The 24,098-nt window shown below is 71.7% G+C and carries 28 protein-coding genes; 12 read left to right on the forward strand and 16 right to left on the reverse strand.

What is annotated here, in order from left to right; translation table 11 throughout:
• Positions 1–4 precede the first annotated feature (4 nt).
• From RGE_RS06465 to RGE_RS06520, 12 genes are all read right to left on the reverse strand, one after another.
• Positions 5–1,360 carry an MBL fold metallo-hydrolase RNA specificity domain-containing protein gene (locus RGE_RS06465; RefSeq protein ID WP_014427529.1) on the reverse strand — a complete coding sequence of 452 codons (1,356 nt, stop codon included), beginning with the start codon at positions 1,358–1,360 and terminating at the stop codon, positions 5–7.
• 18 nt (positions 1,361–1,378) lie between these two features.
• Positions 1,379–2,062, reverse strand: coding sequence for an NAD(P)H-binding protein (locus tag RGE_RS06470; RefSeq protein ID WP_014427530.1), 684 nt, complete (start codon positions 2,060–2,062; stop codon positions 1,379–1,381).
• Between the two features lie 179 nt (positions 2,063–2,241).
• Positions 2,242–4,056, reverse strand: a complete 1,815-nt coding sequence (locus RGE_RS06475) for an aminopeptidase family protein P (RefSeq protein WP_014427531.1) — start codon at positions 4,054–4,056, stop codon at positions 2,242–2,244.
• 87 nt (positions 4,057–4,143) lie between these two features.
• A complete protein-coding gene (locus RGE_RS06480; RefSeq protein WP_014427532.1) occupies positions 4,144–4,743 on the reverse strand; it encodes a hypothetical protein in 600 nt (199 codons plus the stop codon).
• Positions 4,744–4,833: 90 nt separating this feature from the next.
• The gene (gene kynU / locus RGE_RS06485; RefSeq protein WP_014427533.1) at positions 4,834–6,093 is read right to left on the reverse strand and encodes a kynureninase; all 1,260 of its coding nucleotides are present in this window, start codon (positions 6,091–6,093) and stop codon (positions 4,834–4,836) included.
• Positions 6,090–6,722: an arylformamidase gene (gene kynB / locus RGE_RS06490; protein WP_014427534.1), complete on the reverse strand. Its 633-nt coding sequence runs from the start codon at positions 6,720–6,722 to the stop codon at positions 6,090–6,092. The genes kynU and kynB overlap by 4 nt, the downstream gene beginning before the upstream one ends.
• Positions 6,723–6,730: 8 nt before the next feature.
• Positions 6,731–7,057 (reverse strand): YkgJ family cysteine cluster protein, encoded by a 327-nt coding sequence (locus tag RGE_RS06495; protein WP_014427535.1) that lies wholly within the window; start codon positions 7,055–7,057, stop codon positions 6,731–6,733.
• The gene (locus RGE_RS06500) at positions 7,054–8,502 is read right to left on the reverse strand and encodes a serine/threonine protein kinase (RefSeq protein ID WP_014427536.1); all 1,449 of its coding nucleotides are present in this window, start codon (positions 8,500–8,502) and stop codon (positions 7,054–7,056) included. Before RGE_RS06500 ends, RGE_RS06495 begins: the two co-directional genes overlap by 4 nt.
• Complete coding sequence (locus tag RGE_RS06505; RefSeq protein ID WP_043784893.1) at positions 8,492–9,235, reverse strand: metallophosphoesterase family protein; 744 nt, start codon at positions 9,233–9,235, stop codon at positions 8,492–8,494. The genes RGE_RS06500 and RGE_RS06505 overlap by 11 nt, the downstream gene beginning before the upstream one ends.
• A gap of 129 nt (positions 9,236–9,364) precedes the next feature.
• Positions 9,365–10,225, reverse strand: a complete 861-nt coding sequence (locus RGE_RS06510; RefSeq protein ID WP_014427538.1) for a fumarylacetoacetate hydrolase family protein — start codon at positions 10,223–10,225, stop codon at positions 9,365–9,367.
• A gap of 110 nt (positions 10,226–10,335) precedes the next feature.
• A complete protein-coding gene (locus RGE_RS06515) occupies positions 10,336–10,863 on the reverse strand; it encodes a dihydrofolate reductase family protein (RefSeq protein ID WP_014427539.1) in 528 nt (175 codons plus the stop codon).
• A 3-nt stretch (positions 10,864–10,866) separates the two neighbouring features.
• Positions 10,867–11,616, reverse strand: coding sequence for an SDR family oxidoreductase (locus tag RGE_RS06520; protein ID WP_014427540.1), 750 nt, complete (start codon positions 11,614–11,616; stop codon positions 10,867–10,869).
• Positions 11,617–11,679: 63 nt separating this feature from the next.
• On the opposite strand from RGE_RS06520, the gene RGE_RS06525 reads away from it, so the two are divergent.
• Positions 11,680–12,063 carry a cupin domain-containing protein gene (locus RGE_RS06525; RefSeq protein WP_014427541.1) on the forward strand — a complete coding sequence of 128 codons (384 nt, stop codon included), beginning with the start codon at positions 11,680–11,682 and terminating at the stop codon, positions 12,061–12,063.
• A gap of 71 nt (positions 12,064–12,134) precedes the next feature.
• The gene (locus RGE_RS06530; RefSeq protein WP_014427542.1) at positions 12,135–12,476 is read left to right on the forward strand and encodes an HPF/RaiA family ribosome-associated protein; all 342 of its coding nucleotides are present in this window, start codon (positions 12,135–12,137) and stop codon (positions 12,474–12,476) included.
• 53 nt (positions 12,477–12,529) lie between these two features.
• Here the strand turns inward: RGE_RS06530 and argF are convergent, their stop codons facing one another.
• Together argF and RGE_RS06540 are read right to left on the reverse strand one after the other, a co-directional pair.
• Positions 12,530–13,462, reverse strand: coding sequence for an ornithine carbamoyltransferase (gene argF, locus RGE_RS06535; RefSeq protein ID WP_014427543.1), 933 nt, complete (start codon positions 13,460–13,462; stop codon positions 12,530–12,532).
• Positions 13,459–14,667 carry an aspartate aminotransferase family protein gene (locus tag RGE_RS06540; RefSeq protein ID WP_014427544.1) on the reverse strand — a complete coding sequence of 403 codons (1,209 nt, stop codon included), beginning with the start codon at positions 14,665–14,667 and terminating at the stop codon, positions 13,459–13,461. The genes argF and RGE_RS06540 overlap by 4 nt, the downstream gene beginning before the upstream one ends.
• 189 nt (positions 14,668–14,856) lie before the next feature.
• Here RGE_RS06540 and RGE_RS06545 point away from each other — a divergent pair, with 189 nt between their 5' ends.
• Positions 14,857–15,177 (forward strand): DUF3579 domain-containing protein, encoded by a 321-nt coding sequence (locus RGE_RS06545; RefSeq protein ID WP_014427545.1) that lies wholly within the window; start codon positions 14,857–14,859, stop codon positions 15,175–15,177.
• Between the two features lie 89 nt (positions 15,178–15,266).
• Here RGE_RS06545 and rpsT read toward each other — a convergent pair whose 3' ends face one another.
• Positions 15,267–15,569, reverse strand: a complete 303-nt coding sequence (gene rpsT, locus RGE_RS06550) for a 30S ribosomal protein S20 (RefSeq protein WP_014427546.1) — start codon at positions 15,567–15,569, stop codon at positions 15,267–15,269.
• Positions 15,570–15,707: 138 nt separating this feature from the next.
• Here rpsT and murJ point away from each other — a divergent pair, with 138 nt between their 5' ends.
• The 9 genes from murJ (at position 15,708) to RGE_RS06595 (ending at position 23,650) form a co-directional block, all read left to right on the forward strand.
• Positions 15,708–17,264 (forward strand): murein biosynthesis integral membrane protein MurJ, encoded by a 1,557-nt coding sequence (gene murJ, locus RGE_RS06555; protein ID WP_014427547.1) that lies wholly within the window; start codon positions 15,708–15,710, stop codon positions 17,262–17,264.
• A 16-nt stretch (positions 17,265–17,280) separates the two neighbouring features.
• A complete protein-coding gene (locus RGE_RS06560; RefSeq protein ID WP_014427548.1) occupies positions 17,281–18,150 on the forward strand; it encodes a SirB1 family protein in 870 nt (289 codons plus the stop codon).
• Positions 18,151–18,163: 13 nt separating this feature from the next.
• Complete coding sequence (locus RGE_RS06565) at positions 18,164–18,844, forward strand: HdaA/DnaA family protein (protein WP_014427549.1); 681 nt, start codon at positions 18,164–18,166, stop codon at positions 18,842–18,844.
• Entirely contained in the window at positions 18,841–19,509 is a 669-nt protein-coding gene (locus RGE_RS06570) for a histidinol-phosphatase (protein WP_014427550.1), read from the forward strand. The genes RGE_RS06565 and RGE_RS06570 overlap by 4 nt, the downstream gene beginning before the upstream one ends.
• Positions 19,506–21,074: a polynucleotide adenylyltransferase PcnB gene (pcnB, locus tag RGE_RS06575; RefSeq protein ID WP_014427551.1), complete on the forward strand. Its 1,569-nt coding sequence runs from the start codon at positions 19,506–19,508 to the stop codon at positions 21,072–21,074. The genes RGE_RS06570 and pcnB overlap by 4 nt, the downstream gene beginning before the upstream one ends.
• The gene (gene folK / locus RGE_RS06580) at positions 21,071–21,544 is read left to right on the forward strand and encodes a 2-amino-4-hydroxy-6-hydroxymethyldihydropteridine diphosphokinase (RefSeq protein WP_014427552.1); all 474 of its coding nucleotides are present in this window, start codon (positions 21,071–21,073) and stop codon (positions 21,542–21,544) included. Before pcnB ends, folK begins: the two co-directional genes overlap by 4 nt.
• A gap of 13 nt (positions 21,545–21,557) precedes the next feature.
• Positions 21,558–21,911, forward strand: coding sequence for a DMT family protein (locus tag RGE_RS06585; RefSeq protein ID WP_014427553.1), 354 nt, complete (start codon positions 21,558–21,560; stop codon positions 21,909–21,911).
• Between the two features lie 61 nt (positions 21,912–21,972).
• Positions 21,973–22,620, forward strand: coding sequence for a DUF47 domain-containing protein (locus tag RGE_RS06590; RefSeq protein WP_014427554.1), 648 nt, complete (start codon positions 21,973–21,975; stop codon positions 22,618–22,620).
• Positions 22,621–22,639: 19 nt separating this feature from the next.
• Positions 22,640–23,650: an inorganic phosphate transporter gene (locus tag RGE_RS06595; protein ID WP_014427555.1), complete on the forward strand. Its 1,011-nt coding sequence runs from the start codon at positions 22,640–22,642 to the stop codon at positions 23,648–23,650.
• Here RGE_RS06595 and RGE_RS06600 read toward each other — a convergent pair.
• Positions 23,638–24,093, reverse strand: coding sequence for an NINE protein (locus RGE_RS06600; protein WP_014427556.1), 456 nt, complete (start codon positions 24,091–24,093; stop codon positions 23,638–23,640). The two genes, RGE_RS06595 and RGE_RS06600, sit on opposite strands and share 13 nt — an antisense overlap.
• Between the last annotated feature and the right edge of the window lie 5 nt (positions 24,094–24,098).

Consider the following 24,098-nt stretch of genomic DNA (forward strand, 5'->3'; position numbering starts at 1 on the left):
GGCCTCAGACGCTGACCTGCTCGCCGTGCTGCGGCACACGCGCCGCCCAGCCCAGCTCGTCGCGGATGCGCACGCGCAGCGCGTCGGCGGCGTCGGGCTCGCCGTGCACGACGAAGGTCTGGCGCGGCGCCTTGGGCGTCGTGCGCAGCCAGTCCATCAGCTCGTCGCTGTCGGCGTGGCCGGAGAAGCCTTCGAGGTGGCTGACCTCGCAGCGCACCGGCACGTACTCGCCGTGGATCTTGACCTCGGTGGCGCCGGCGACCATGCGTGCGCCGCGGCTGCCGCCGACCTGGAAACCGGGGAAGACGACGTGGTGCTGCGGCGACGGCGCCATCGCCTTCAGGTGGTGCAGCACGCGCCCGCCGGTGGCCATGCCGCTGGCCGACAGGATGACGCAGGGGAAGCGGTGCGAGGTCAGGCGGATCGACTGCTGCGGCGTCTCGACCATGCGCACGCCTTCGCAGGCGGCCTTCAGCTCGGCGGGTTTCACCCGCAGCACCTTGGCGAAGCGCCGGTACAGCTCGGTGGCCTGCACCGCCATCGGGCTGTCGAGGAAGATCGGCAGGTCCCGGGGGATCTCGCCGGCGCGCTTGAGGCGGTGCAGCACGACCATCAGCGCCTGGGCGCGGCCGACGGCGAAGGTCGGCATCAGCACCGAACCGCCGCGGCGCACCGTCTCGCGCACGATCTCGCCCAGCCGCGCGGCGACGTCCTCCTGCTCGTGGGCGCGGTTGCCGTAGGTCGACTCGACGAGCAGCACGTCGGCTTCGGGCAAGGGCTGCGGCGGCGGCATCAGCAGGTCGACGCTGCGGCCGACGTCGCCGGAGAAGACGAGGCGCTCGCCGCGGCAGTCCAGCGTCACCGCGCAGGCGCCGAGCAGGTGGCCGACTGGCGTCAGCGTCACCGCGACGCTGCCGATCTTGAACGCCGAGCCGGTGTCCACAGGCGTCAGGCGCTGGATGGCGCGCGCGGCGTCGGCGCGCGTGTACAGCGGCAGCGCCTTCTCGTGGCGCGAGTAGCCGAACTTGTTGGCGCGCCGCGCGTCCTCTTCCTGCAGCTTGGCGCTGTCGAGCAGCAGCACCTCGGCCAGCGCGCAGGTCGCGGGCGAGGCGTAGATGCGGCCCTTCCAGCCGTGTTTGACCAGCGCCGGCAGGTAGCCGCTGTGGTCCATGTGGGCGTGGCTCAGCACCACCGCCTCGGCGTCGAGCAGGGCCGCAGGCGGCGTCTGCCAGTTGCGCTCGCGCAGCACCTTGAAGCCCTGGAACAGGCCGCAGTCGAGCAGCAGGCGCTGGCCGCCGAGGTCCACGCGGTGACGCGAGCCGGTCACGCTGTCGGCGGCGCCGAGGAAGTGCAGGTCCATCTCTCTCTCTTTCTCTCTTCAGCGGGAAACGGTGCGGGCCGGCTGCAGCGCGGCCGATTCGAGCCGCTGCAGGCCGGGCGAGGGGGCTGCCATGGCGCGCAGCAGCGCGGCGGCGACGTCGGCCGCGGCCACCGGGCGCCAGCGTGCCGGGATCAGCCCGACCAGCGGCCGCGACAGGCGCTGCGCCAGCGCTTCGCCGGGGCGCGGCAACTGGCCCAGGCCGTCGCGTTCGCCGAGCAGCAGCGAAGGGCGGGCGACGACCAGCGTCTCGAAGCCCAGCGCCTCGAGCGCGGCCTCGGCCTCGCCCTTGGTGCGCAGGCACAGGTTGGACGAGGCGGCATCGGCGCCCAGCGCCGACACGAGCGCGAAGCGGCGCACGCCGGCGGCACGCGCGGCGCGTGCGAAGGCGAGCACGGCGTCGAGGTCGACGGCGCGGAAGGCGGTGTCGGAGCCGGCGGCGGCGCGGGTCGTGCCCAGGGCGCAGAACGCGGTCTCGGCCGGCGGCAGCGCCGCGAAGGCGGCGGCGGCGAGGAAGTCGGGGACCTGGACATCGACGCGCCCGGCACGCGCCGGCAGCGGCCGCCGCGTCAGGCGGACCAGCGGCCCGGGGCCGGCCCAGAGCCGGTCGATCTCGCGGCCGACGAGCCCGGTGGCGCCGGCCAGCCACGCGGCGGGCGCCGCGCTGCCGTGGGGGATGGTCACGAGCCCATGCTAGCCGCGAGGTCTGCCGCGTGGCGGCAAGACCTTTCGTCGCACGTCAAAACGGCGCCATTTCGGCGCCGTCGGATCAGCCCTCGCGCGTGCAATCGCGCTCGGGCCTTCGGCAGGCGCAGAACGCCTTCCGGCGTCCTGCGTCCAGACTCAGGCAGCGGGGCGGGCGATCAGATCGCCTCGGTGCGCGCCTTCAGCCAGGCCAGCGCGGCGCCGGAGAGCTTGGGCGCCAGGCGCTCGCGCACCGTCGCGTGGTACCGGTTGAGCCAGTCGATCTCGTCCGCGCGCAGCAACGAGCGCTCGATGCAGCGCGTGTCGATCGGGCACAGCGTCAGCGTCTCGAACTCGAGGAACTCGCCGAACTGGCCGTCCTCGGCGGTGGCCGCGGGCACCGCGAGCACCAGGTTCTCGATGCGCACGCCCCACTGGCCGGGGCGGTAGATGCCGGGTTCGATCGAGGTGATCATGCCCGGCTCGATGGCCATCTGCGGCTCGACGACGGCCTTGCTGATGGTCTGCGGGCCTTCGTGCACCGCCAGGCAGTAGCCGACGCCGTGGCCGGTGCCGTGGCCGTACTCGATGCCTTCGGCCCACAGCGGCGCCCGCGCCAGCGCGTCGAGCATCGGGCCCGGCGTGCCGCGCGGGAAACGCACGCGCGACAGCGCGATCGTGCCCTTGAGCACCAGCGTGTAGTCGCGCTTCATCGCCGGCGTCAGCGTGCCGATCGGCCAGACGCGCGTGATGTCGGTCGTGCCGCCGAAGTACTGGCCGCCGCTGTCGATCAGCAGCAGCGTGCCTTCGCCGGGCTTGACCTCGACGACGGCATGCGCCTCCTCGGTGGCGCGGTAGTGCGGCATCGCGCCGTTGGGGCCGAAGCCGGCGATCGTGCCGAAGCTCGGGCCCATCGAGCCCGGGCGGCGCGAACGTGCGGCGGCGAGCTTCTCGTCGATCGTCAGCTCGGTGATGCGCTCGTCGCCCAGCGCGCCTTCGAACCAGGCGTAGAACTCGCACATCGCGGCGCCGTCCTCGGCCATCGCTTCGCGCGTGAACTGGGCTTCCTCGGCGGTCTTGCGGCTCTTGGCCAGCGTGCTCGGGTTGATCTTCTCGACGACCGCGCAGCGCGCGCGCTCGCGCAGGCCCAGCGTCACGCGCTTGGGGTCCAGCAGCAGGGTCTCGGTCTCGGCCAGCGCGGCCAGCGCGTCGCCGGCGCCGGCGTAGGGCGCCAGCGTGAAGCCGTCGGCGGCCAGGCGCTCGGCCAGTTCGGGGGCGATCTTGCCGTCGCCGATGAACAGCGTGGCGCTGTCGGCCGAGACCAGCAGGTGTGCCAGGAACACCGGGTTGTAGGGCACGTCCTGGCCGCGCAGGTTGGTGATCCAGGCGATGTCGTCGACGGTGGAGACGAAGTGCTGCGTCGCGCCGGCGGCCGCCATCGCCTCGCGCAGCGTCGCCAGCTTGGCGCTGCGCGGCACGCAGGCATAGGGCAGCGGGTGCTCGGCGACCGGCGCAGCCGGCAGCGCCGGGCGATCGGGCCAGATCTGCTCGAGCAGGTCGAGGTCGGTGCGCAGCGTCACGCCCTTGGGCTCGAGCGCGGCGCGCAGCGCCTTGGCCGCGGCCAGGCCCAGCACCTGACCGTCGACGACGACGCTGGCGCCGGCCGGCACCTGCGCGGCCAGCCAGTCGACGTGCGCCGAGGCGTTGCCGGTGGGGATGCGCTCCAGATCGATGCCGCTGCCGGCGAGTTCGGCCTCGGCCTGCACCCAGTAGCGGCTGTCGGCGAAGAGCGCGGCGCGCTCGACGGTGACGACCAGGGTGCCCATCGAGCCGGTGAAGCCGGACAGCCATTGGCGGCCCTGCCAGCGTTCGGGCAGGTACTCGGAGAGATGCGGGTCGGCCGACGGGACGAGCAGCGCGTGGGCGCCGGCGGCCGCGAGGGCGTCGCGCGTCCGTTCGATCCGCAGGCGGATCGGGGAAGTGCGGGTGTCCATGGGGAAATGCTCCAGGGGGGATCGCGGCATTCTAGGAGCCGCCTCGTGCCCCTTGCCGTCCCTGGGCGGACGGCCCCCCTGCGGGGGTCAGCCGATGGTCGGCGTGCCGCCCTGGCCGTCGGGGTCGGGCAGGTTCAGGCCGAGCAGGTCGTCGGTCTGCTGCGACTGCTGGACCTTGGCCGCAGCCTCGGCCGTGGCCTGCTGCTGGGCGACGGCGGCCTGGCTGTCGCGGCGCTCGTCCTGGGCCTCGTTCTCGGACTGGGTTTCGGCGGCGCGTGCCTTCTGCACCTCGGCGGGGGAGGGCGCCGCGGTCACCGTGTACTGCAGGTCGCCGCCGGCGCCGACCTCGACGAACTGCACCTGGGCGACGGTGGCGTAGTAGTTCAGCGCCTCGCGCACGCGCTGGCGGTCGGAAGTGCTGCGCGACTGCTGCAGGTCGACGCTGGCCACGGCGGCCGGCACTTCGCTGAAGCTGTAGGTCACCGTGCGCGGCGAGGTATTGCTGCTGGCCAGCGCCTGGTCGATGTTCACGTCGCCGGTCTCGCGCGTCTCCTGCCGCGAACGCTGGCGCACGCGCACGGCGTCGGAACTCGTGTCGACCGCGTGGACCGCCGTCACGGCACGGGCGGCCGAGGCGGCGTCGTGCGACGTCGTCGTGCTCCGGTCGATCTGTGATAGCGGTCCCATGTCGGGCCTATCGGCCGAAAAGCGCCGTGCTTGAGGGTGCAGATCCGGCGATTGGACTAGGGAAAACCCTGATCAAGCGCTGTTTTCGTGTCAAGTCACCGCTTGTCGGCGATTGAACTCGGGCCGGCGCCACTCGCCGCGCTCCAGAACCTCGGCCAGCTGGACCGCGGCATCGTAGGCGTCGACGTGGCGCAGGTACAGCGGCGTGAAGCCGAAACGCAGGATGTCGGGTGCACGGAAGTCGCCGACGACGCCGCGGGCGATCAGCGCCTGCACGGTGGCGTAGGCCAGCTCCGGCTCGTCGCGCGGCGCCAGGCAGACCTGGCTGCCGCGTTCGGCGTCGCTTTCCGGCGACACCTGCACCAGCTGCGGGCAGCGCACACGCAGCTCGTTGGCGAACAGCCGCGTCAGCGCCAGCGACTTGGCGCGCAGCGCCGCCATGCCGCCGAAGGATTCGGCGGCGAGCACGGTGTCGACGCCGCACTCCAGCGCCGCCAGCGCCAGGATGGCCGGCGTGCCGCAGAGGTAGCGCACGATGCCCGGCGCCGGGCGGTAGCCGGGCGTGAACTCGAAGGGCGCGGCGTGGCCCATCCAGCCCGACAGCGGCTGGGCGAAGCGGCCGGCGTGGCGGCGGTGCGCCCAGACGAAAGCCGGCGCGCCGGGGCCGCCGTTCAGGAACTTGTAGCCGCATCCGATCGCGAAGTCCGCCTCGGCGGCGTTCAGGTCCACCGGCACCGCGCCGGCGCTGTGCGCCAGGTCCCAGACGGCCAGCGCGCCGGCGGCGTGCGCGGCGCGGGTCAGCGCCGCCATGTCGTGCAAACGCCCGGTGCGGTAGTTCACGTGGGTCAGCATCAGCACGGCGCAGCGCTCGTCCAGCGCGGCCGGGATCGCCTCGGGCGTGTCGACCAGCAGCAGCTCGAAACCACGCTCGGCGGCCAGCGACTCGGCGATGTAGAGGTCGGTCGGGAAGTTGCTGCGCTCGCTGACGATGCGCGTGCGCTGCGGCGCGTCGGCGCGCACGATGGCGAGCGCCGCGGCCAGCACCTTGTACAGGTTGACCGAGGTCGAGTCGGCGGCCACCAGTTCGCCCGGCGCGGCGCCCACGAGGCGCGCGATCTTGTCGCCGACACGCTGCGGCAGCGTGATCCAGCCGGCCTGGTTCCAGCTGCCGATGAGCCCGGTGCCCCATTCGCCGGTGACGACTTCGGCGACCCGCGCCGGCGTCGCCCGGGGCAGCACGCCCAGCGAGTTGCCGTCGAGGTAGATCGTGCCGGGCGGCAGCGCGAACTGCTCGCGCAGCGGGGCCAGCGGGTCGTGCGCGTCCAGCGCCAGGGCGTCGTCTCGGGTCATGGCAGTTCTCGGAGGATGGCGCGCACCGGCGAGGCGTCGGCGGCGACCCATTTCAGCGGCAGGGCAATCAGCTCGTAATCGCCTTCTGGCACGGCGTCGAGCACGAGGTTCTCCAGCACACGCAGGCCGCGCCGGCGCAGCACCTGGTGCGCGTCCAGCGTCTTGCTGTCGGCCGGGTCGACGCTGGCGCTGTCGATGCCGACCAGGCGCACGCCGAGCTCGGCCAGGCGCTCCAGCGCCTGGGGCTCGATGCCGGCGAGCGCCGGGTCCCAGGCCTCGGGCGCACGTGCGTAGGTGCGCAGCAGCACACGCGGCGGCAGGCCGTCGAGCGCGTGCGTCAGGTGCTCCCAGCGCACCAGCGGCGCGGCGCCGATGGCGTGGATCACGCGGCAGCGACCGAGGTAGGGCGCCAGGTCGAGCAGGCCGACCGGCGTGCCGGCCTCGTCGTAGTGCAGCGGCGCGTCGGCGTGCGCGCCGACGTGCGGCGACAGCGTGACGGTCTGCAGGTTGACCGGGCAGCCGGGCGCGATGCGCGCCGCCCATTGCGCCTGGTAGGGCGCGTCGCCGGGAAAGACCGGGCTGCCGGCGTGCACCGGCGGCGAGATGTCCCAGATCCGCGCTTCGGCCATCTGCGGGCTCAGAGCGACAGCGGCGCCAGCCCGTGGCGTCGGCGGGCGGCGTCGCAGGCGTCGTCGCCGATGCCGAGGTTGGCGCGGGCGCCGAACTCGCGGCAGGGCGAAGGCCGCCATTCGTGGATCGCGCAGGAGGCCTTGACGCCGATGGTGCCGACCAGCGCCGCGCAGCGCGGCGGCGTGCGGTCGGTGCCGCGCATGCGGCACAGGCGCGAGCTGATCTGCTCGGCCAGCGTCTCGGGCACCTGGCCGCCGGCGCCGGCCCATTCGTCGCGGTCGAAGTCGACGCGCCAGCTCGCGCAGCAGGCGCCGCAGTCCAGGCAGGGGTTCATGCGCGCACCACCGTCACGGTGCAGTCGGCGCGCGCGACGACCTGGGAGCTGACGCTGCCCAGGTAGCGCCGCAGTGCACCGGCGCCGCGTGCGCCCATCACGATGTGGTCGACCTGGTTGCGCTCGGCGAAGTCCAGCAGCGCGGCGGCGGCGTCGGGCGCCTCGAGCACGTGGAAAGTCAGCCGGCCTTCGTCGAGTTCGAGCTGGCGCGTCAGCGGCCGCGCCCAGTGTTTCAGGCCGACCAGCTGCTTGACGTGGCGGCTCTGGCCGTCGGCGTCGACGAGGTCGTCCAGGCCGATGCGCGCGACGCGCATCACGCCGACGCAGGCCAGGCGCGCGCCGGGCTCGGTGACGAGGATGCGGCGCACCGACTCCTGCATCTTCTCCAGCAGCTCGGGCGTCGCGTGGTCGATGTCGACCGCGGCGACGACGATCGGGCTGCGGGCGACCTGGCTGGCGGCGCCGAGGCGCGGCGCTGGCTTCGATTCGGCGCCGAGCGCGAAGAACCAGCGCTTGAAGACCTTGGCCGCGCTGCTCTGGCGGTCGCGCGCGGCGCGGGAGGTCAGCGCCACCTGGCCGGGGTTCTGCAGGTCCAGCGCCAGCTGCGCCGCGCTCTGGTAGCGGCGCTCGGGGCGCACCTCCAGGCACTTCAGGATGACTTCCTGCAGCCAGGGCGGGCACTCGGGGCGGATCGCGCGTGGCGGCACCGGGTCGACGTAGAGGCGTTTGCGCAGCCCGCGCACGCTCTCCGGCGAGCCGAAGGGCCGCTGGCCGGTGGTGAAGTGGTAGAGCATCACGCCCAGCGCGAACAGGTCGCTGCGCGGGTCGTTGCGCACGAACTGCACCTGCTCGGGCGACATGTAGGGCGCGGTGCCCATCGGCAGCGCGAACTCCTCTTCCAGCAGGTCGGGCAGGCGGTCGTGGCGCGACAGGCCGAAGTCGACCAGCACCGCGGTGCCGTCGGGGCGCTGCAGGATGTTGCTCGGCTTGACGTCCAGGTGCACCAGGTGCTGGCGGTGCAGCTCGTGCAGCGCGGTGGCGACACGCGAGCCGATCTCGATGATCTCGTCGACCGGCAGCGGCGCCTCGTCGAGCCGGGCGCGCAGCGAGGGCCCGTCGATGCGCTCCATCACCAGGTAGGCGGCGTGCGTGAAGTCGCCGCGCGCGACGTACTTCGGCACGTGCGGGCCGGCCAGCGCCGGCAGGATCATCTGCTCGACCTCGAAGCCGACGATCGACGCCGGGTCCTCGCCGCCCTTGATGCGCGGCACCTTCATGATCAGCGGCAGCGTTTCGGGCTGCGGCTCGCCGTTGGCGTCGACACGCACGACGCGCCAGAGGTTGGCCATGCCGCCCTGGTGCAGCCGCTCCTCGAGACGGAAACCGTCGATGACCTGGCCCGCGGTCAGCGACGACGGCGCGGTGCGCGGCAGCCTATTGCCCATCGGCGAGGCGGTCGGCGAGACGCTGCGGCAGCTCGGCGGCGCGGATCTTGGCGCCCGCGGCCTCGGTGTCGTAGGGCACGCGCCAGTAGGTCAGTTCGGCCGTGGCGTCGTCGAAGGTGGCGTAGCAGGCGGCCGGGTCGCCGTCGCGCGGCTGGCCGGCCGAGCCCGGGATCACCAGCCACTGGCGCGGCGGCAGCAGAGGGATCGCGGTGCCGGCGGTCGGCGTGAAGTCGCCGGCCTTGCCGACGGGCGACAGGTGGTAGAGCTGTGGCTCGTGCATGTGGCCGCAGAAGGTGATGCGTGCGCTGGTCGCCGCCATGCTGCGCACGGCTTCGCTGCGGCCCTGCACGTAGCCCCATTCGGCCGGCGCCCAGCCGTTGGCGTGCACGAACAGCAACTCGCCTTCGCGGTGTTCCAGCGCCAGCGAGGCGAGGAAGTCGACCTGCTCGACGTCGAGCTGCTGGCGCGTCCACTCGACGACGAAACGCGGGTCGGGGCGCATCGCCGGCGACGGGCCCTGCACGACGGCCAGGTCGTGGTTGCCCATCACGGCGATCGCGCCTTCGCGCACCATCGCGCGCACGCGGTCGACGACCCAGGCCGGGTCGGCGCCGTAGCCGACGAAGTCGCCGAGCAGCGCGTAGCGGTCGATCTGCTGGCCGGCCGCGTGGTCGAGCACCGCTTCCACCGCTTCGCGGTTGGCGTGCAGGTCGGTCAGGATCGCGTACTTCATCTCGGGCTCGGGGATCGTGCCCGCGGCGGCTGACAGCCGGCTGGCCACTCGCGGGGATCGACGATCATCCCCCGCGGCGCGGCTCTTGCGCAACCGGGAAAGGCCGCGGGGGACACCCGCGGCCGAGGGTCAGGCGTCGACCAGCTCGGGGTTCCAGGCGTGCACGGTCTGGAACTGCTCGCCGAGGCCGGCGACGCCCAGGCGCATCGTGTCGCCCGGCTGCAGGAAACGCGGCGGCTTCATGCCCATGCCGACGCCCGGCGGCGTGCCGGTGCTGATCAGGTCGCCGGGGTACAGCGTCATGATGCGGCTGAGGTAGGCGATCAGCTTGGCGACGCCGAAGACCATGGTGCGCGTGTTGCCGGTCTGCACACGCTGGCCGTTGAGTTCCAGCCAGAGGTCCAGCGCCTGCGGGTCGGCGATCTCGTCGGCGGTGACCAGCCAGGGGCCGACCGGGCCGAAGGTGTCGCAGCCCTTGCCCTTGTCCCAGGTGCCGCCGCGTTCGAGCTGCAGCGCACGCTCGGAGACGTCGTTGACGACGCAGTAGCCGGCGACGTGCGCCAGCGCCTCGGCCTCGTCGACGCAACGCGCGGTGCTGCCGATGACCACGCCGAGCTCGACTTCCCAGTCGCCCTTGGTGGCGTCGATCGGCAGCACGACCGGGTGCTCGGCGCCGACGGCGGCGCTGGTCGGCTTCATGAAGACCACCGGCTCGGCGGGGATAGCCATGCCCGCTTCGGCCGCATGGTCGGCGTAGTTCAGGCCGATGCAGACGAACTTGCCCATGCCGGCCCAGGGCACGCCCAGGCGCTCTTGCGGCACTTCGGGCAGCGAGGCCAGGTCGACGCCGCGCAGGCGCTGCAGCGAGGCCGGCGTCAGCACGGCCGGCGTGATGTCGACGAGCAGGGAGGAGAGGTCGCGCACGCGGCCCTGGGCGTCCAGGGCGGCCGGGCGTTCGTGGCCCTTGGGGCCGTGTCGTAGGAGTTTCATCGGAAGAGCGCGGGTGCGCGCCGCCGACGGGAGCCGACGCCGCCGCACCCATGGGGCGGTGATGGCGGCGACTGTAGCGTTTCGGTCGAAAAGCGGGTTACGGGGTGGTTTCAGCGCGGAAGCGCGTAGCGCAGCTCGACGAAGTCGCCGAAACGCCGTGTCGAACGCAGCGCCAGCGGCGGCGTCGTGAAGCGCCGCGGCAGCAGCGGCCGGCCGCTGCCCAGCAGCACCGGCGCGAGCTGCACGACGAGCTCGTCGATCAGTCCGGCGTCGGCGAACTGCGCCGCCAGCTGGCCGCCGCCCATGATCCAGACGTCGCGCCCGCCGGCCGCGGCCTGCATCGCCGCGTGCACCGCGCGCACCTCGCCCTGCACGAAATGCAGCTCGGCGCCGGCCACTGCCGGCAACTCGCGCGTGCTGAACACCCAGGTCGGCTGGGTGTAGGGCCAGGGGCCGTCGAGGTGGCGGCACAGCCATTCGTAGGTCGCCGAGCCCATCGCCAGCGCGCCGACGCCGGCGACGAAGTCGTCGTAGCCGCTGTCGGCCGGCATGCCGAACTGCAGCAGCCAGCCGAGGTCGTGGTCTTCGGTGGCGACGTAGCCGTCGAGGCTGGCGGCGCTGTAGTAGACGGTGGCCATCGTTCAGCCGCGGCCGACGAAGGGCATCTTGGTCGCCATCACGGTCGTGAACAGCACGTTGGCCGACAGCGGCAGGCGGGCCATCGCCAGGAAGGTCTCGACGACGCCGTCCATCGCCATGCGCGGTTCGGCGCGCAGGCTGCCGTCGGCCTGCGTCACGCCGCGCGCCATGCGCTCGGTCATGTCGGTCTCGACGTTGCCGATGTCGATCTGGCCGACGGCGATGTCGAAGGCGCGGCCGTCCAGCGCCGCGGCGCGCGTCAGACCGGTGATCGCGTGTTTGGTCGCGGTGTAGGCGATCGAACCCGGCCGCGGCGCATGCGCCGAGATCGAACCGTTGTTGATGATGCGCCCGCCCATCGGCTGCTGGCTGCGCATCAGCGCGAAGGCCGCGGCCAGGCAGTAGAAGGCGCCGTTGAGGTTCACGTCGACTGCCTGGCGCCAGGCGGCGCCGCCCAGTTCGTCGGGTGTCGCCGCCGGCGGGAAGGCGCCGGCGTTGTTGAACAGCAGGTCGAGCCGGCCGTGGCGGCTGCGCACGGTGTCGAACAGCGCCGCGACCGAGGCTTCGTCGGCGACGTCGCAGGCCACCGCGCTGGCGCGTGCGGCGTGCTCGCCGGTGGCGGCGATCGCCGCCTGCAGGCGGTCGAGGCGGCGGCCGGCGTAGACGACCTGCCAGCCCTCGGCCAGCAGCGCGCCGGCGCAGGCCTGGCCGATGCCGCTGCCGGCGCCGGTGACGAGCGCGATGCGGTCCATGGGAAACCTCCTGTGCGACTGGGGTGCAGCCGATTGTGGCGGCGGCCAAGGCGACAATGGGCCATGGCCATCTTCACGAAGACCGTTCTCTACACCGACACCGACGGCCGCGCGCGTTTCCGCGACGAGACCGTCGAACTGAGCGAAGGCACGCCGGCGGCGCGCCTGTCGCCGCTGCTGCCGGCCGCCGGCGTGCAGCTGCGCGAGAGCCCGGTGGGCTTTGCCAGCAGCTTCCACTGCACGACGACGCCGCAATGGCTGGTCGTGCTGCGCGGCGCGATGGAGATCGGCCTGCAGGACGGCACGTCGCGGGTCTTCGGCCCGGGCCAACACTTCTATTCGGCCGACGTGCTGCCCGAAGGCGCCACCTTCGACGCCACGCTGCACGGCCACCGCAGCCGCCAGGTCGGCGACGAGCCGCTGGTCACGATGTTCGTGCGCGGCTGAGGCCGCGCACGCCGCACGCGCGCGCCGCCACGAACCGCGGCCGCGCTCATTCACGACGAGGAGAACGACGCATGCAAGTCCAGGTCAACACCGACAACCACGTCCAGAACGACGACACCCTCGCGGCCTGGGCCGAGCGCGAGATCAAGGCCAAGCTCGAGCGTTTCGGTGACGCGGTCACGCGCGTCGAGGTGCACCTCGCCGACGTCAACGCCTCGCGTGCCGGCGATGCCGACAAGCGCTGCACGCTCGAAGCGCGCCTGGCCGGCCGCCAGCCGGTGGCCGCCAGCCACGACGCCCAGCGTGTCGCCGACGCCTTCACCGGCGCGCTCGACAAGCTGCTGCGTGTCGTCGACTCGACGCTGGGCAAGGCGCGCGACCACCACGCACGCGACTCGATCCGCGGCGGCTGATCAAGAAAAAGGGCCGGCGAAAGCCGGCCCTTGTTTCATCCGCTAGGCGGTCTTCAGCCGATGCGGCCGAGCAGCAGGTACTCCATCAGTGCCTTCTGCACGTGCATCCTGTTCTCCGCCTCGTCCCAGACCACGGACTGCGGCCCGTCGATGACCTCGGCGCTGACTTCCTCGCCGCGGTGCGCCGGCAGGCAGTGCATGAACAGCGCGTCGGGCTGGGCGGCAGCCATCATGCCGGCGTCGACGCACCAGTCGGCGAACGCGGCGCGGCGCGCCTCGTTCTCGGCTTCGTAGCCCATGCTGGTCCAGACGTCGGTCGTCACCAGGTGCGCGCCGCGGCAGGCTTCGCGCGGGTCGGCGAAGACCTTGTAGCAGCCGGTGTCGCGGATGCCGGCCAGCGCCGGGTCGATCTCGTAGCCGCTCGGCGTGCTGACGTGCACCGTGAAGCCGAGGATCTCGGCCGCCTGCAGCCAGGTGTTGGCCATGTTGTTGCCGTCGCCCACCCAGGCCACGACCTTGCCTTCGATCGAGCCGCGGTGCTCGATGTAGGTGAAGAGGTCGGCCAGGATCTGGCACGGGTGGAACTCGTTGGTCAGGCCGTTGATGACCGGCACGCGCGAGTGCGCGGCGAAGCGCTCGATCTTCGACTGCTCGAAGGTGCGGATCATCACGATGTCGACCATGCGGCTGATGACACGCGCGCTGTCCTCGATCGGCTCGGCGCGGCCCAGCTGGCTGTCGCCGGTCGTCAGGTGCACGACCGAGCCGCCCATCTGGTACATGCCGGCCTCGAAGCTGACGCGGGTGCGCGTGCTGGCCTTCTCGAAGATCATCGCCAGCGTGCGGTCGACCAGCGGCTGGTACTTCTCGTAGTTCTTGAAGCGCGTCTTGATGATGCGCGTGCGCTCGAACAGGTAGGCGTATTCCTCCGCGCGGAGGTCCTTGAACTGGAGGTAGTGCTTCATCAGCGAATAGCCGGGTTTCATGCTTCGGCGAGAAAGGCCTGGACCAGCGGGACGAGGCGCGCGACGATCTCGCGCACCTCGTCGGCGGTGACGACGAGCGGCGGCAGCAGCCGGATCACGCGGTCGGCGGTGACGCTGATCAGCAGTCCGGCCTCCTGGGCCGCGCGGGCGATCAGCACGCCGCACGGACGGTCGAGCTCGATGCCCAGCATCAGGCCCTGGCCGCGGAACTCGACGACGCCGGCGGTGCCCGCCAGCGCGCGCTGGAGTTCGGCGCGCAGCAGTTCGCCCATCGCGTGGGCGTTCGCCAGCAGGCCGTCCTCCTCCATGATGCGCAGCGTCTCGACGCCGGCGCGCATCGCCAGCGGGTTGCCGCCGAAGGTCGTGCCGTGGTTGCCCGGGCCCAGCACCTTGGCCGCGCGCGGCCCGGCGACGACGGCGCCGATCGGCACGCCCGAGCCCAGGCCCTTGGCCAGCGGCATCACGTCGGGGCGGATGCCGGCCCACTGGTGGGCGAACCACTTGCCGGTGCGGCCCAGGCCGCACTGCACCTCGTCGAGCATCAGCAGCCAGTCGCGCTCGTCGCAGATCCGGCGCAGGCCCTGCAGGTACTCGCTGCGCGCCGGGTTGATGCCGCCTTCGCCCTGGATGGTCTCGAGGAACACCGCGACGACGTTCGGGTTGGTGCGCGCCGCCTCCTCGACCGCGGCGAGGTCGTTCAGCGGCACGCGCACGAAGCCCTCGACCAGCGGGCCGAAGCCGGCCTGCACCTTGGGGTTGCCGGTGGCCGACAGCGTCGCGATCGAGCGGCCGTGGAAGGCGCGTTCGTAGACGATGATCTCGGGGCGCTCGATGCCTTTGTCATGGCCGAACTTGCGCGCGATCTTCAGCGCCGCCTCGTTCGCCTCGAGGCCGGAGTTGCAGAAGAACACGCTGTCCAGGCCCGAGATCTCGCACAGCCTGGCGGCGAGCTGCTCCTGCAGCGGCACCTGGTAGTAGTTGCAGGAGTGGATCAGCTTGCCGATCTGGTCCTGCAGCGCCGGCACCAGCTTGGGGTGGGCGTGGCCCAGCGTGTTGACGGCGATGCCGGCGAGCGCGTCGAGGTACTCGCGGCCCTCGGTGTCCCAGACTCGGCAGCCTCGGCCGTGCGACAGCGCGACGGGCAGTCGCCCGTAGGTGTTCATCACGTGCGGCATCGGCGCGGAGGGGGCAGGGGCAGCGGTCATCGAGGTTCCTTGTCGCTCCAGAAAGCAAAAACGAAGACCGGCGCCGGAGCTTCGACGCTGTTGCGCGAAGTCGGGCGCCGGTCGGGGCGTTCGATTCTAAGGCGCGGCCCGGATGCCAAATCCTGCGCCGTTGGCGTAAGCCGATCGCAAGAGTCGGCGGCCGAATCCGGGCACAATCTTGCGTTGCAGATGACGCAGATCCAAATAAAGACGCCGCGCAGGCTGTATATCCGGGGGCTCACGACCGCCGGTCGCACCTTCCGACCGAGCGACTGGGCCGAACGACTGGCTGGCGCGATGTCCAGCTTCCGCCCGCGCAGCAGCGCGATCGGCGCCCACATCGGCTACTCCCCGTACTGCGTTCCGCGCGTCGTCGACGGCGTGAAATGCGTTTTCGTCAGCGAGGCGCTGAAGGACATCGAGCCGATGGCCTGGGACTTCGTGATGAACTTCGCGCGCGACAACGAGCTGCAGGTCGTCGACTGCGAGCCCGACGCGGCGGCGGCTTGAGGGCGGGGCGGCGCCAAGGTCGTGATCGACGCGCCAAAACGAAAGGGCCTGCTGACGCAGGCCCTTCGTTCATCACCCGAGAAACCGTCTTAGGCGGCGAGCGCCAGCGCCTTGACCTTGGCGGCCAGGCGGCTCTTCAGGCGGGCAGCCTTGTTCTTGTGGAAGATGCCCTTGTCGGCGACCGAGTCGATGACGCTCTGCGCGGCCTTGAAGGTGTCGGTGGCGACAGTCTTGTCACCGGCGACGACGGCCTTCTGCACGTTCTTCACGACGGTGCGAAAGCGCGAGCGCAGCGAAGTGTTCTGCGCGTTGAGCTTGACGTCCTGACGGGCGCGCTTGCGGCCCGAAGCGAGGCGGACGGTCTTCTTCTTGGCTTTGGACGAGGTGGCCATGCGGTTCTTTGGCTGTTCGGGTGGTGCAAAGACCGTCGAGTATAGCACGCACTCACGCATGCCGCCAGCCCGGCCGGCGCGCTGCCTATAATGCCTGCCGACCCGGCTTCGGGCGCTTTTGCCCACTCGTCGTCCCCCGTGAACCTTCTCCGGGCCGCTTCCACCGTTTCGCTGCTGACGCTCGCCTCGCGCGTCACCGGCCTCGTCCGCGACCAGCTGATCGCCGGTTTCTTCGGCGCCAGCGCCGCGACCGACGCGTTCAACGTCGCCTTCCGCATTCCCAATCTCTTCAGGCGCTTGTTCGCCGAAGGGGCGTTCTCCCAGGCTTTCGTGCCGCTGCTGGCGGCCACCCGGGAACGCGAGGGCGACGCGGCGACGCACCTGCTGATCGACTCGGTGGCCACCGTGCTCGCCTGGGTGCTGCTGGCGACCTGCGTGGTCGGCGTCGCCGGCGCGCCGATCCTGGTCTGGATCATGGCCTCGGGGCTGGAGCGGCTGGACCTCGCGGTGCTGATGACGCGCTGGATGTTCCCCTACATCGGCTTCATGTCGATGGTGGCGCTGGCCGCCGGCATCCTGAACACCTGGAAGCGCTTCGCCGTGCCGGCGGTGACGCCGGTGCTGCTGAACCTGTCGGTGATCGCCGCCGCCGCGCTGCTGGCACCGCGGCTGGGCGGCTGGGGCTTCGAGCCGGTGCTGGCGCTGGCCGGCGGCGTCGCGCTCGGCGGCGTGCTGCAGGCCGCGGTGCAGGTGCCGGCGCTGCGCCGGCTGGGGCTGATGCCGCGCATCGGGCTGACGCCGGCGCGGCTGCGTGCGGCCTGGCGCCACCCCGGCGTGCACCGCATCCTGACGCTGATGGGGCCGGCGCTGCTGGGCGTGTCGGTGGCCCAGATCTCGCTCGTCATCAACACCCAGATCGCCTCGCACGTCGGGGTCGGCGCGGTGTCCTGGCTGACCTACGCCGACCGGCTGATGGAGTTCCCGACGGCGCTGCTGGGCGTGGCGCTGGGCGTGGTGCTGCTGCCGCAGCTGTCGGCGGCCAAGGGGCGCGACGACGCCCAGGCCTATTCCGACATGCTCGACTGGGGGCTGCGCCTGGTCGTGATGCTGGCGCTGCCCTGCGCGATCGCGCTGATCGTCTTTCCGAAGGCGCTGGTCGCGGTGCTGTTCCATTACGGCGCCTTCGACGCCCGCGACGTCGGCCAGACGGTGCGCGCGCTGATGGGTTACGGCGTCGGCCTGCTCGGCCTGGTGGCGATCAAGGTGCTGGCGCCGGGCTTCTACGCACGGCAGGACACGCGCACGCCGGTGCTGATCGCCGTGCTGGTGCTGGTCTGCACGCAGCTGATGAACGCGCTGTTCGTGCCGCTGATCGGCCACGCCGGTCTGGCGCTGTCGATCGGCCTGGGCGCGCTGCTCAACGCCGGGCTGCTGCTCTTCGGCCTGCTGAAGAAGGGCGTCTACACGCCGCGCCCGGGCTGGGGCCTGTTCGCGCTGCGTGTCGCCTTCGCCTGCACGGCGCTGGGCGCGGCACTTGCTTGGGCGCTGCACGCGATCGACTGGATCGGGCTGCAGTCGCATTACGGCCAGCGTGCCGGCTGGATGGCGCTCGTGCTGGCGTCGGTGGCCGCGGGATACTTCGTGCTGCTCGCGGCCACCGGGCTGAACCTGCGCCAGTTCGCGCGCCGTGGCTGACCTACACTGGAGATCGATGGCTGGACCGCTGTATTTCGAACCGCCGACGGCGCTGCAGTATTTCGCCTCGCTGGTGGCGGAGGACGCGAGCCTCTCGGTCGTCGAGGCCGCCGTGGCCATCGCGCAGGACCTGGACCCGGAGCTGGACGCGCAAGCCGTGCTGGCGCAGATCGACGAGCTCGCCGAGCGCCTGCGCCGCCGCATGCCGGCCGACGCCGGCCCGGTGCACAAGCTGCGCATGCTCAACCGCTATTTCTTCGACGAGCTGGGTTTCGCCGGCAACGTCAACGACTACTACGACCCGCGCAACAGCTCGCTGGGCGAGGTGCTGCGCACGCGCCGCGGCATCCCGGTCACGCTGGCACTGCTCTACGTCGAGCTGGCGACCCAGCTCGGGCTGCCGGCCGCCGGCGTCTCCTTCCCGGGGCACTTCCTGGTCAAGCTGACGCTGCCGCGCGGCGAGGTCGTGCTCGACCCGTTCAGCGGCCACTCGCTGTCGCGCGAGGAGCTGGAGGAGCGCCTGTGGCCCTACCGCCAGCGCCACGGCCTGGTCGGCGACTACGAGATGCCGCTGGGCCTGTTCCTGCAGGCGGCCGGCCCGCGCGAGACGCTCGCGCGGCTGCTGCGCAACCTGAAGGAGATCCACCGCAGCGCCGGCGATCGCGAGCGTCTGCTCGCGGCGCTGGAGCGCCTGGTCATCCTGCTGCCCGAAGACTGGAGCGAGCGCCGCGACCGCGGATTGGTGCATGCCGAACTCGGGCACCACGAAGCCGCCGCACGCGACCTGTCCGACTACCTCATCCACTGTCCCGACGCCGAGGACGCGCCCGCGCTGCGCGCCCGGCTCGCTCAACTGAGCGGCCCTTGCCGGCCGACGCTGCACTGACATGACTTCCAGGATGAAGCAGATCCCGCTGGCGATCGGCTTCGACCCGCTCGCCACCTTCGACAGCTTCCTGCCCGGCAGCGAAGCCAACCTGCGCGCGCTCGAGCACCTGCGCCGCCTGCCGATGCCCACCGCCCCGGTCTACCTCTGGGGCCCCTCGGGCAGCGGCAAGACGCATCTGCTGCGCGGGCTGGCGCACGCCTGCCAGCAGGCCGGGCAGCGTGTCGGCTGGTTCGACCCTTCGTTCCCCTGTCCGTGGGAGCTCGCCGCCGACTGGTCGCTGGTCGTCATCGACCGCTGCGACGAGCTCGACGCAGCGGCCCAGCAGTCGGCCTTCACGCTGTTCGTCGAGGCCGCCACCGAAGGCGTGCAGATGGCCTGCGCCGGCCGCCTGCCGCCAGTGGACCTGCCGCTGCGCGACGACCTGCGCACGCGCCTGGGCTGGGGCCCGGTGTTCGCGATGCAGCCGCTGGGCGAGTCGGAGACGCGCGCCGCGCTGCGCCGCGAGAGCGACCGCCGCGGCATCCGCCTCACCGACGAGGTGATGGACCACCTGCTGACGCGTTTCCCGCGTGACCTCAAGCACCTGATGGCCCTGCTCGACCGGCTCGACGAGTTCTCTCTGTCGCGTTCGCGCACGATCACCGTGCCGCTGGTGCGCGCGATGCTGGCCGAGGAAGGCGACCCGCTTTGAACCTGACCCTCTTCGACCTCGACGGCACGCTGCTGCCGACCGACTCCGACCACGCCTTCGGCGAGTTCCTGGTGCGCATCGGCTGGGCCGACGGCGGCGAGTTCAAGCGCCGCAACGACGAGTTCTACGCCCAGTACCTCGAAGGCCGGCTCGACATCGACGCCTACGTGCGCTTCTGCACTGCGCCCTGGCGCGACCGCGACCCGGCCGAGATCGCCGCGGCGCAGGCGCGTTTCATCGACGAATACGCGCGGCCCTCGCTGCACCCGGCGGCGCTGGACCTGGTGCGCGGCCACCTGGACGCCGGCGACGTCGTCGCCGTCGTCACCGCCACCAACGACTTCGTCACGCGCCCGATCGCCTCGCTGTTCGGCGTGCGCACGCTGATCGCCACCGAGCTCGAGCGCGACGCCTTCGGCCGCGCCACCGGGTCGATCCGCGGCGTGCCGGCCTTCCGCGATGGCAAGATCACGCGTGTGCGGCAATGGCTGGCCGACGCCGGCCGCACGCTCGCCGACTTCGAGCGCAGCACCTTCTACAGCGATTCGACCAACGACCTGCCGCTGCTCGAACTCGTCAGCCACCCGGTGGCCACCAACCCCGGCGACGGGCTGCGGGCCGTGGCCCGAGAGCGCGGCTGGCCGATCCTGGACCTCTTCGCATGATCAAGAAATTCATCGACCGCCTGCTCGGCAAGTCGCCCGCACCCGAGGCGCCGGCGGCGCCGCCGGCGATCCCGCTCGGCCAGCGTGTCGAGATCCCCGCCGAGGAGCACCGCATCGACCCGCGGCTGCTCGACGACAACGCGGTGCGCGTCGTGCGCACGCTCAAGGACGCCGGCTACGAGGCCTACATCGTCGGCGGCGCGGTGCGCGACCTGCTCGTCAACCTGCGGCCCAAGGACTTCGACGTCGCGACCAACGCCACGCCCGAGCAGGTGAAGGCGCTGTTCCGCCGCGCCTTCATCATCGGCCGGCGCTTCCGCCTGGTGCACGTGATCTTCGGCCGCGGCCGCGAGCACGAGGTCATCGAGGTCTCGACCTTCCGCGCCTTCATGGACCCGGCTGCGGCCGAGCAGGTGGAGGGCAACGAGAAGACCGTGCGCGGCGAGGCGACCGATCAGCGGCGCGTCGTCGACGCCAGCGGCCGCGTGCTGCGCGACAACGTCTGGGGCCCGCAGATCGAGGACGCGGCGCGCCGCGACTTCACGATCAACGCGATGTACTACGACCCGACGACGCAGATCGTCGTCGACTACCACGGCGGCCTGGCCGACTCGCGTGCCCGCGTGCTGCGCATGATCGGCGACCCCGAGACGCGTTACCGCGAAGACCCGGTGCGCATCGTGCGCGTCGTGCGCATCGCCGCCAAGCTGGGCTTCGAGGTCGAGCCGGCGACGCGCGCGCCGATGCGCAAGATGGCCGCGCTGCTGGCCAACGTGCCGCCCTCGCGCATGTTCGACGAGATGGTCAAGCTGCTGCAGACCGGCCACGCGCTCAAGAGCCTGGCCGAGCTGAAGAAGCAGGGCCTGGACCAGGGCGTGTTCCCGGTGCTCGACGCCGCCTTCCGCGCCGACGCACGACACCCCAAGCGCGACGAGTTCATCCGCTTCGCGCTCGAAGACACCGACGCCCGCGTCAACGATGGCCGCGCCGTCGTGCCGAGCTTCATGCTCGCGGTGATGCTCTGGCACGACGTGCTCGACCGCTGGGCGGCGATCCAGGCCGGTGGCGAAGCGCCGTTCCCGGCGCTGCAGCAGGCCGTCGACGCGGTCTTCGACGCGCGCATCGGCGACATCTCCGGCCGCGGCAAGCTCGGCGGCGACATGCGCGAGATCTGGCTGATGCAGCCGCGTTTCGAGCGCCGCACGCCGGCCGCGGCGCGCGCGCTCGTGGCCCAGGCGCGTTTCCGCGCCGGCTACGACTTCCTGCGCCTGCGCGCCGACGTCGGCGAGATCGCGCCGGCGCTGGCCGAGTGGTGGGAGGACTTCCACCTCGGCGGCGACGACGAACGCGAGGCGATGCTGGCCGAGCTGAAGCCGGCCTCCAAGCGTGTGCACCGCGTGCCCGCGGGCAGCACGGTGGCCGCCGCTGCCGCGGCCACGCCGGCGCCGGCCGAGGCTGCCGACGACGACGCCCCGGCCGACGCCGCGCCGGCCAAGAAACGCCGCCGTCGCCGCCGTCGTCCGGCCGGTGGCGGTGCGCCGTCGGCGCCCGCCGCCGCCGAATGAGGGCCTGGGTCGGCCTCGGCGCCAACCTGGGCGACGCGCGCGCCGCGCTCGCCGCCGCCTTCGCCGCGCTGGGCGCCTTGCCCGGCACGCGCCTCGTGCGGCGTTCGTCGCTGTGGCGCAGCGCGCCGGTCGACGCCGCCGGCCCCGACTTCCACAACGCGGTGGCCGAACTGGACACCGCCCTGGCGCCGGCCGACTTGCTGGCCGCGCTGCACGCCATCGAGGCCGCGCACGGCCGCGAGCGCCCGTACCGCAACGCGCCGCGCACCCTCGACCTGGACCTGCTGTTCTACGGCGACGAGCTGATCGACACGCCGTCGCTGGTCGTGCCGCACCCGCGGGCGCATCTGCGTGCCTTCGTGCTGCGGCCTTTGCTGGAGCTCGAACCCGGCTTCGAGCATCCGCGCCTGGGGCCGCTCGCGCCCTGGTCCGCCGCCGCGGCCGACCAGGCGATCGAGCGCCTCGCTTGATGGAGTACGGACGATGAATTCGCTGCCGGTGCCGGTCCAGACCTTCGCGCTGCTCGCGCTGTCCAACCTCTTCATGACGTTTGCCTGGTACGGGCACCTGAAGTCGCTGGGCGGCAAGCCCTGGATCGTCGCGGCCCTGATCAGCTGGGGCATCGCGCTCTTCGAGTACCTGCTGCAGGTGCCGGCCAACCGCATCGGCTACGCCGGCGGGCTGAGCCTGGCGCAGCTCAAGATCGGCCAGGAGGTCATCACGCTGGCGATCTTCGTGCCCTTCGCGGTGTTCTACATGGACCAGCCGCTGAAGCTGGACTACCTCTGGGCCGGGCTGTGCCTGGTGGGCGCGGTCTATTTCATCTTCCGGTCATGAAACGGTCACCGATCTAGAATCGCGGATTCACGATCCGGCCGGTGATCCCACCGGAGCCCGCATGTTTTTTGGCAAGCTGCTTCCACGAGAAGGCAACTTCTTCGAACTTTTCAACCAGCACGGCGCTTTCGTCGTCGAGGGCGCACGGGCCTTCATGCAGCTGGTCCAGCACTACACCGACCCCCTGGCGCGCGAGAAGCACAGCGCCGACGTCATCGCCGCCGAACGCGCCGCCGACAAGGTGACCGCCGAGGTCAACCGCGCGCTGCACCGCACCTTCATCACGCCGCTGGACCGCGAGCAGATCCACTCGCTGATCAACTCGATGGACGACATCGTCGACCTGCTGCAGGACTCGTCGGAAGTGATGTCGCTGTACGACCTGCAGCACGTCAGCGAGGACGTGATCCGTCTGGCCGAGATCTCGCTGCGCTGCTGCGAGCGCGTGCAGCACGTCGTGTCGCTGCTGCCGAACCTGCGCGACCAGGCCACCGCCGAGTCGGCGCTGAAGACCTGCGAGGAGATCGACCGCCTCGAATCCGATGCCGACCGCGTGATGCGCTCGGCGATGTCGCGCCTGTTCCGCGAAGAAGTCGACACGCGCGAGCTGATCAAGCTGAAGGCCGTCTACGAGCACCTGGAGTCGATCTCCGACCGCTGCGAAGACGTCGCCAACCTGATCGAAGGCATCGTCCTCGAGAATTCCTGACCGCCGGACGGTCCCTCCCATGGATGCAATCCCGGTCGGCTTCTGGGTCGTGGCGCTGCTCGTCGCGCTGGCCCTCATCTTCGACTTCATGAACGGTTTCCACGACGCGGCGAACTCCATCGCCACCGTCGTGTCCACCGGGGTCCTGAAGCCTCAGCAGGCGGTGGCTTTCGCCGCTTTCTTCAACATCGTCGCCATCATGGTGTTCCAGCTGAAGGTCGCGGCGACCGTCGGCAAGGGCATCGTCGAGCCCGGCATCGTCGACCAGCACGTCATCTTCGGCGCGCTGGTCGGGGCGATCGCCTGGAACATCATCACCTGGTGGTACGGCATCCCCTCGTCGAGCTCGCACGCGCTGATCGGCGGCATCGTCGGCGCGACGATCTCCAAGGCCGGCAGCGGCCCGCTGGTCGCCTCGGGGCTGCTGAAGACGGTGGCCTTCATCTTCATCTCGCCGGTGCTGGGCTTCCTGCTCGGCTCGCTGACCATGGTGGCCGTCGCCTGGATCTGCAGGCGAATGTCGCCACTCAAGGTCGACAACGCGTTCAGGCGATTGCAGCTGGTCTCGGCTGGCATGTACTCGCTCGGCCACGGCGGCAACGACGCGCAGAAGACGATCGGCATCATCTGGCTGCTGCTGATCTCCTCGGGCTATGCCAGCGCCGGCGACCACATGCCGCCGATGTGGGTCATCTGGTGCTGCTACATCGCCATCGGCATGGGCACGCTGTTCGGCGGCTGGCGCATCGTCAAGACCATGGGCCAGCGCATCACCAAGCTCAAGCCCGTCGGCGGCTTCTGCGCCGAGACCGGCGGGGCGATCACGCTGTTCGTGGCCACCGCGCTGGGCGTGCCGGTGTCGACGACGCACACCATCACCGGCGCGATCTACGGCGTCGGCTCGGTGCGCAGCGCCTCGGCGGTGCGCTGGGGCCTGGCGGGCAACATCGTGCTGGCGTGGATCTTCACGATCCCGGCAACGGCCTTCATCGCCGCCGTCTTCTACGCGCTCAGCAACTATCTCTTCTGAGGGCCTGGTGGCTCGGTCTCCGGACCGAGCTGCCACTCGAAGAACTTCTGGCCGGCGTAGGCCACGGTGCTCGTGAGCACCACGCCGCCGACCATCAGCGAGGCGATCGCCGCCAGCACCGGCGCCCAGCCGGTGGGGTGCACCGGATGGCCGGGGTTGTGGCGCGCGTTCCAGCGCTCGTCGGGCGTCAGCGCGAAGACGATCGCGCAGAGCATCGATTGCGACAGCATCAGCCCCAGCAGCGGCAGCAGCAGCCAGGCGGCGCGGTCGTCCTGGCCCAGCGTCTGCAGGCGCACGGCGCCCACCAGCCCGGCGGCCGTCGGCACGGCGTGCAGCCAGGCCAGCCCGTCGCGCGCGCCGTGCAGGTAGAAGCGGTGGGCGCCGAAGGCGCCGAGCGCGAAAGCCGCCCAGGCGGAGACGGTCTTGGAGCGGTAGCGCCTCATCCCGC

The sequence above is a fragment of the Rubrivivax gelatinosus IL144 genome (assembly GCF_000284255.1).
GTDB classification, from domain to species: Bacteria; Pseudomonadota; Gammaproteobacteria; order Burkholderiales; family Burkholderiaceae_C; genus Rubrivivax; species Rubrivivax gelatinosus_A.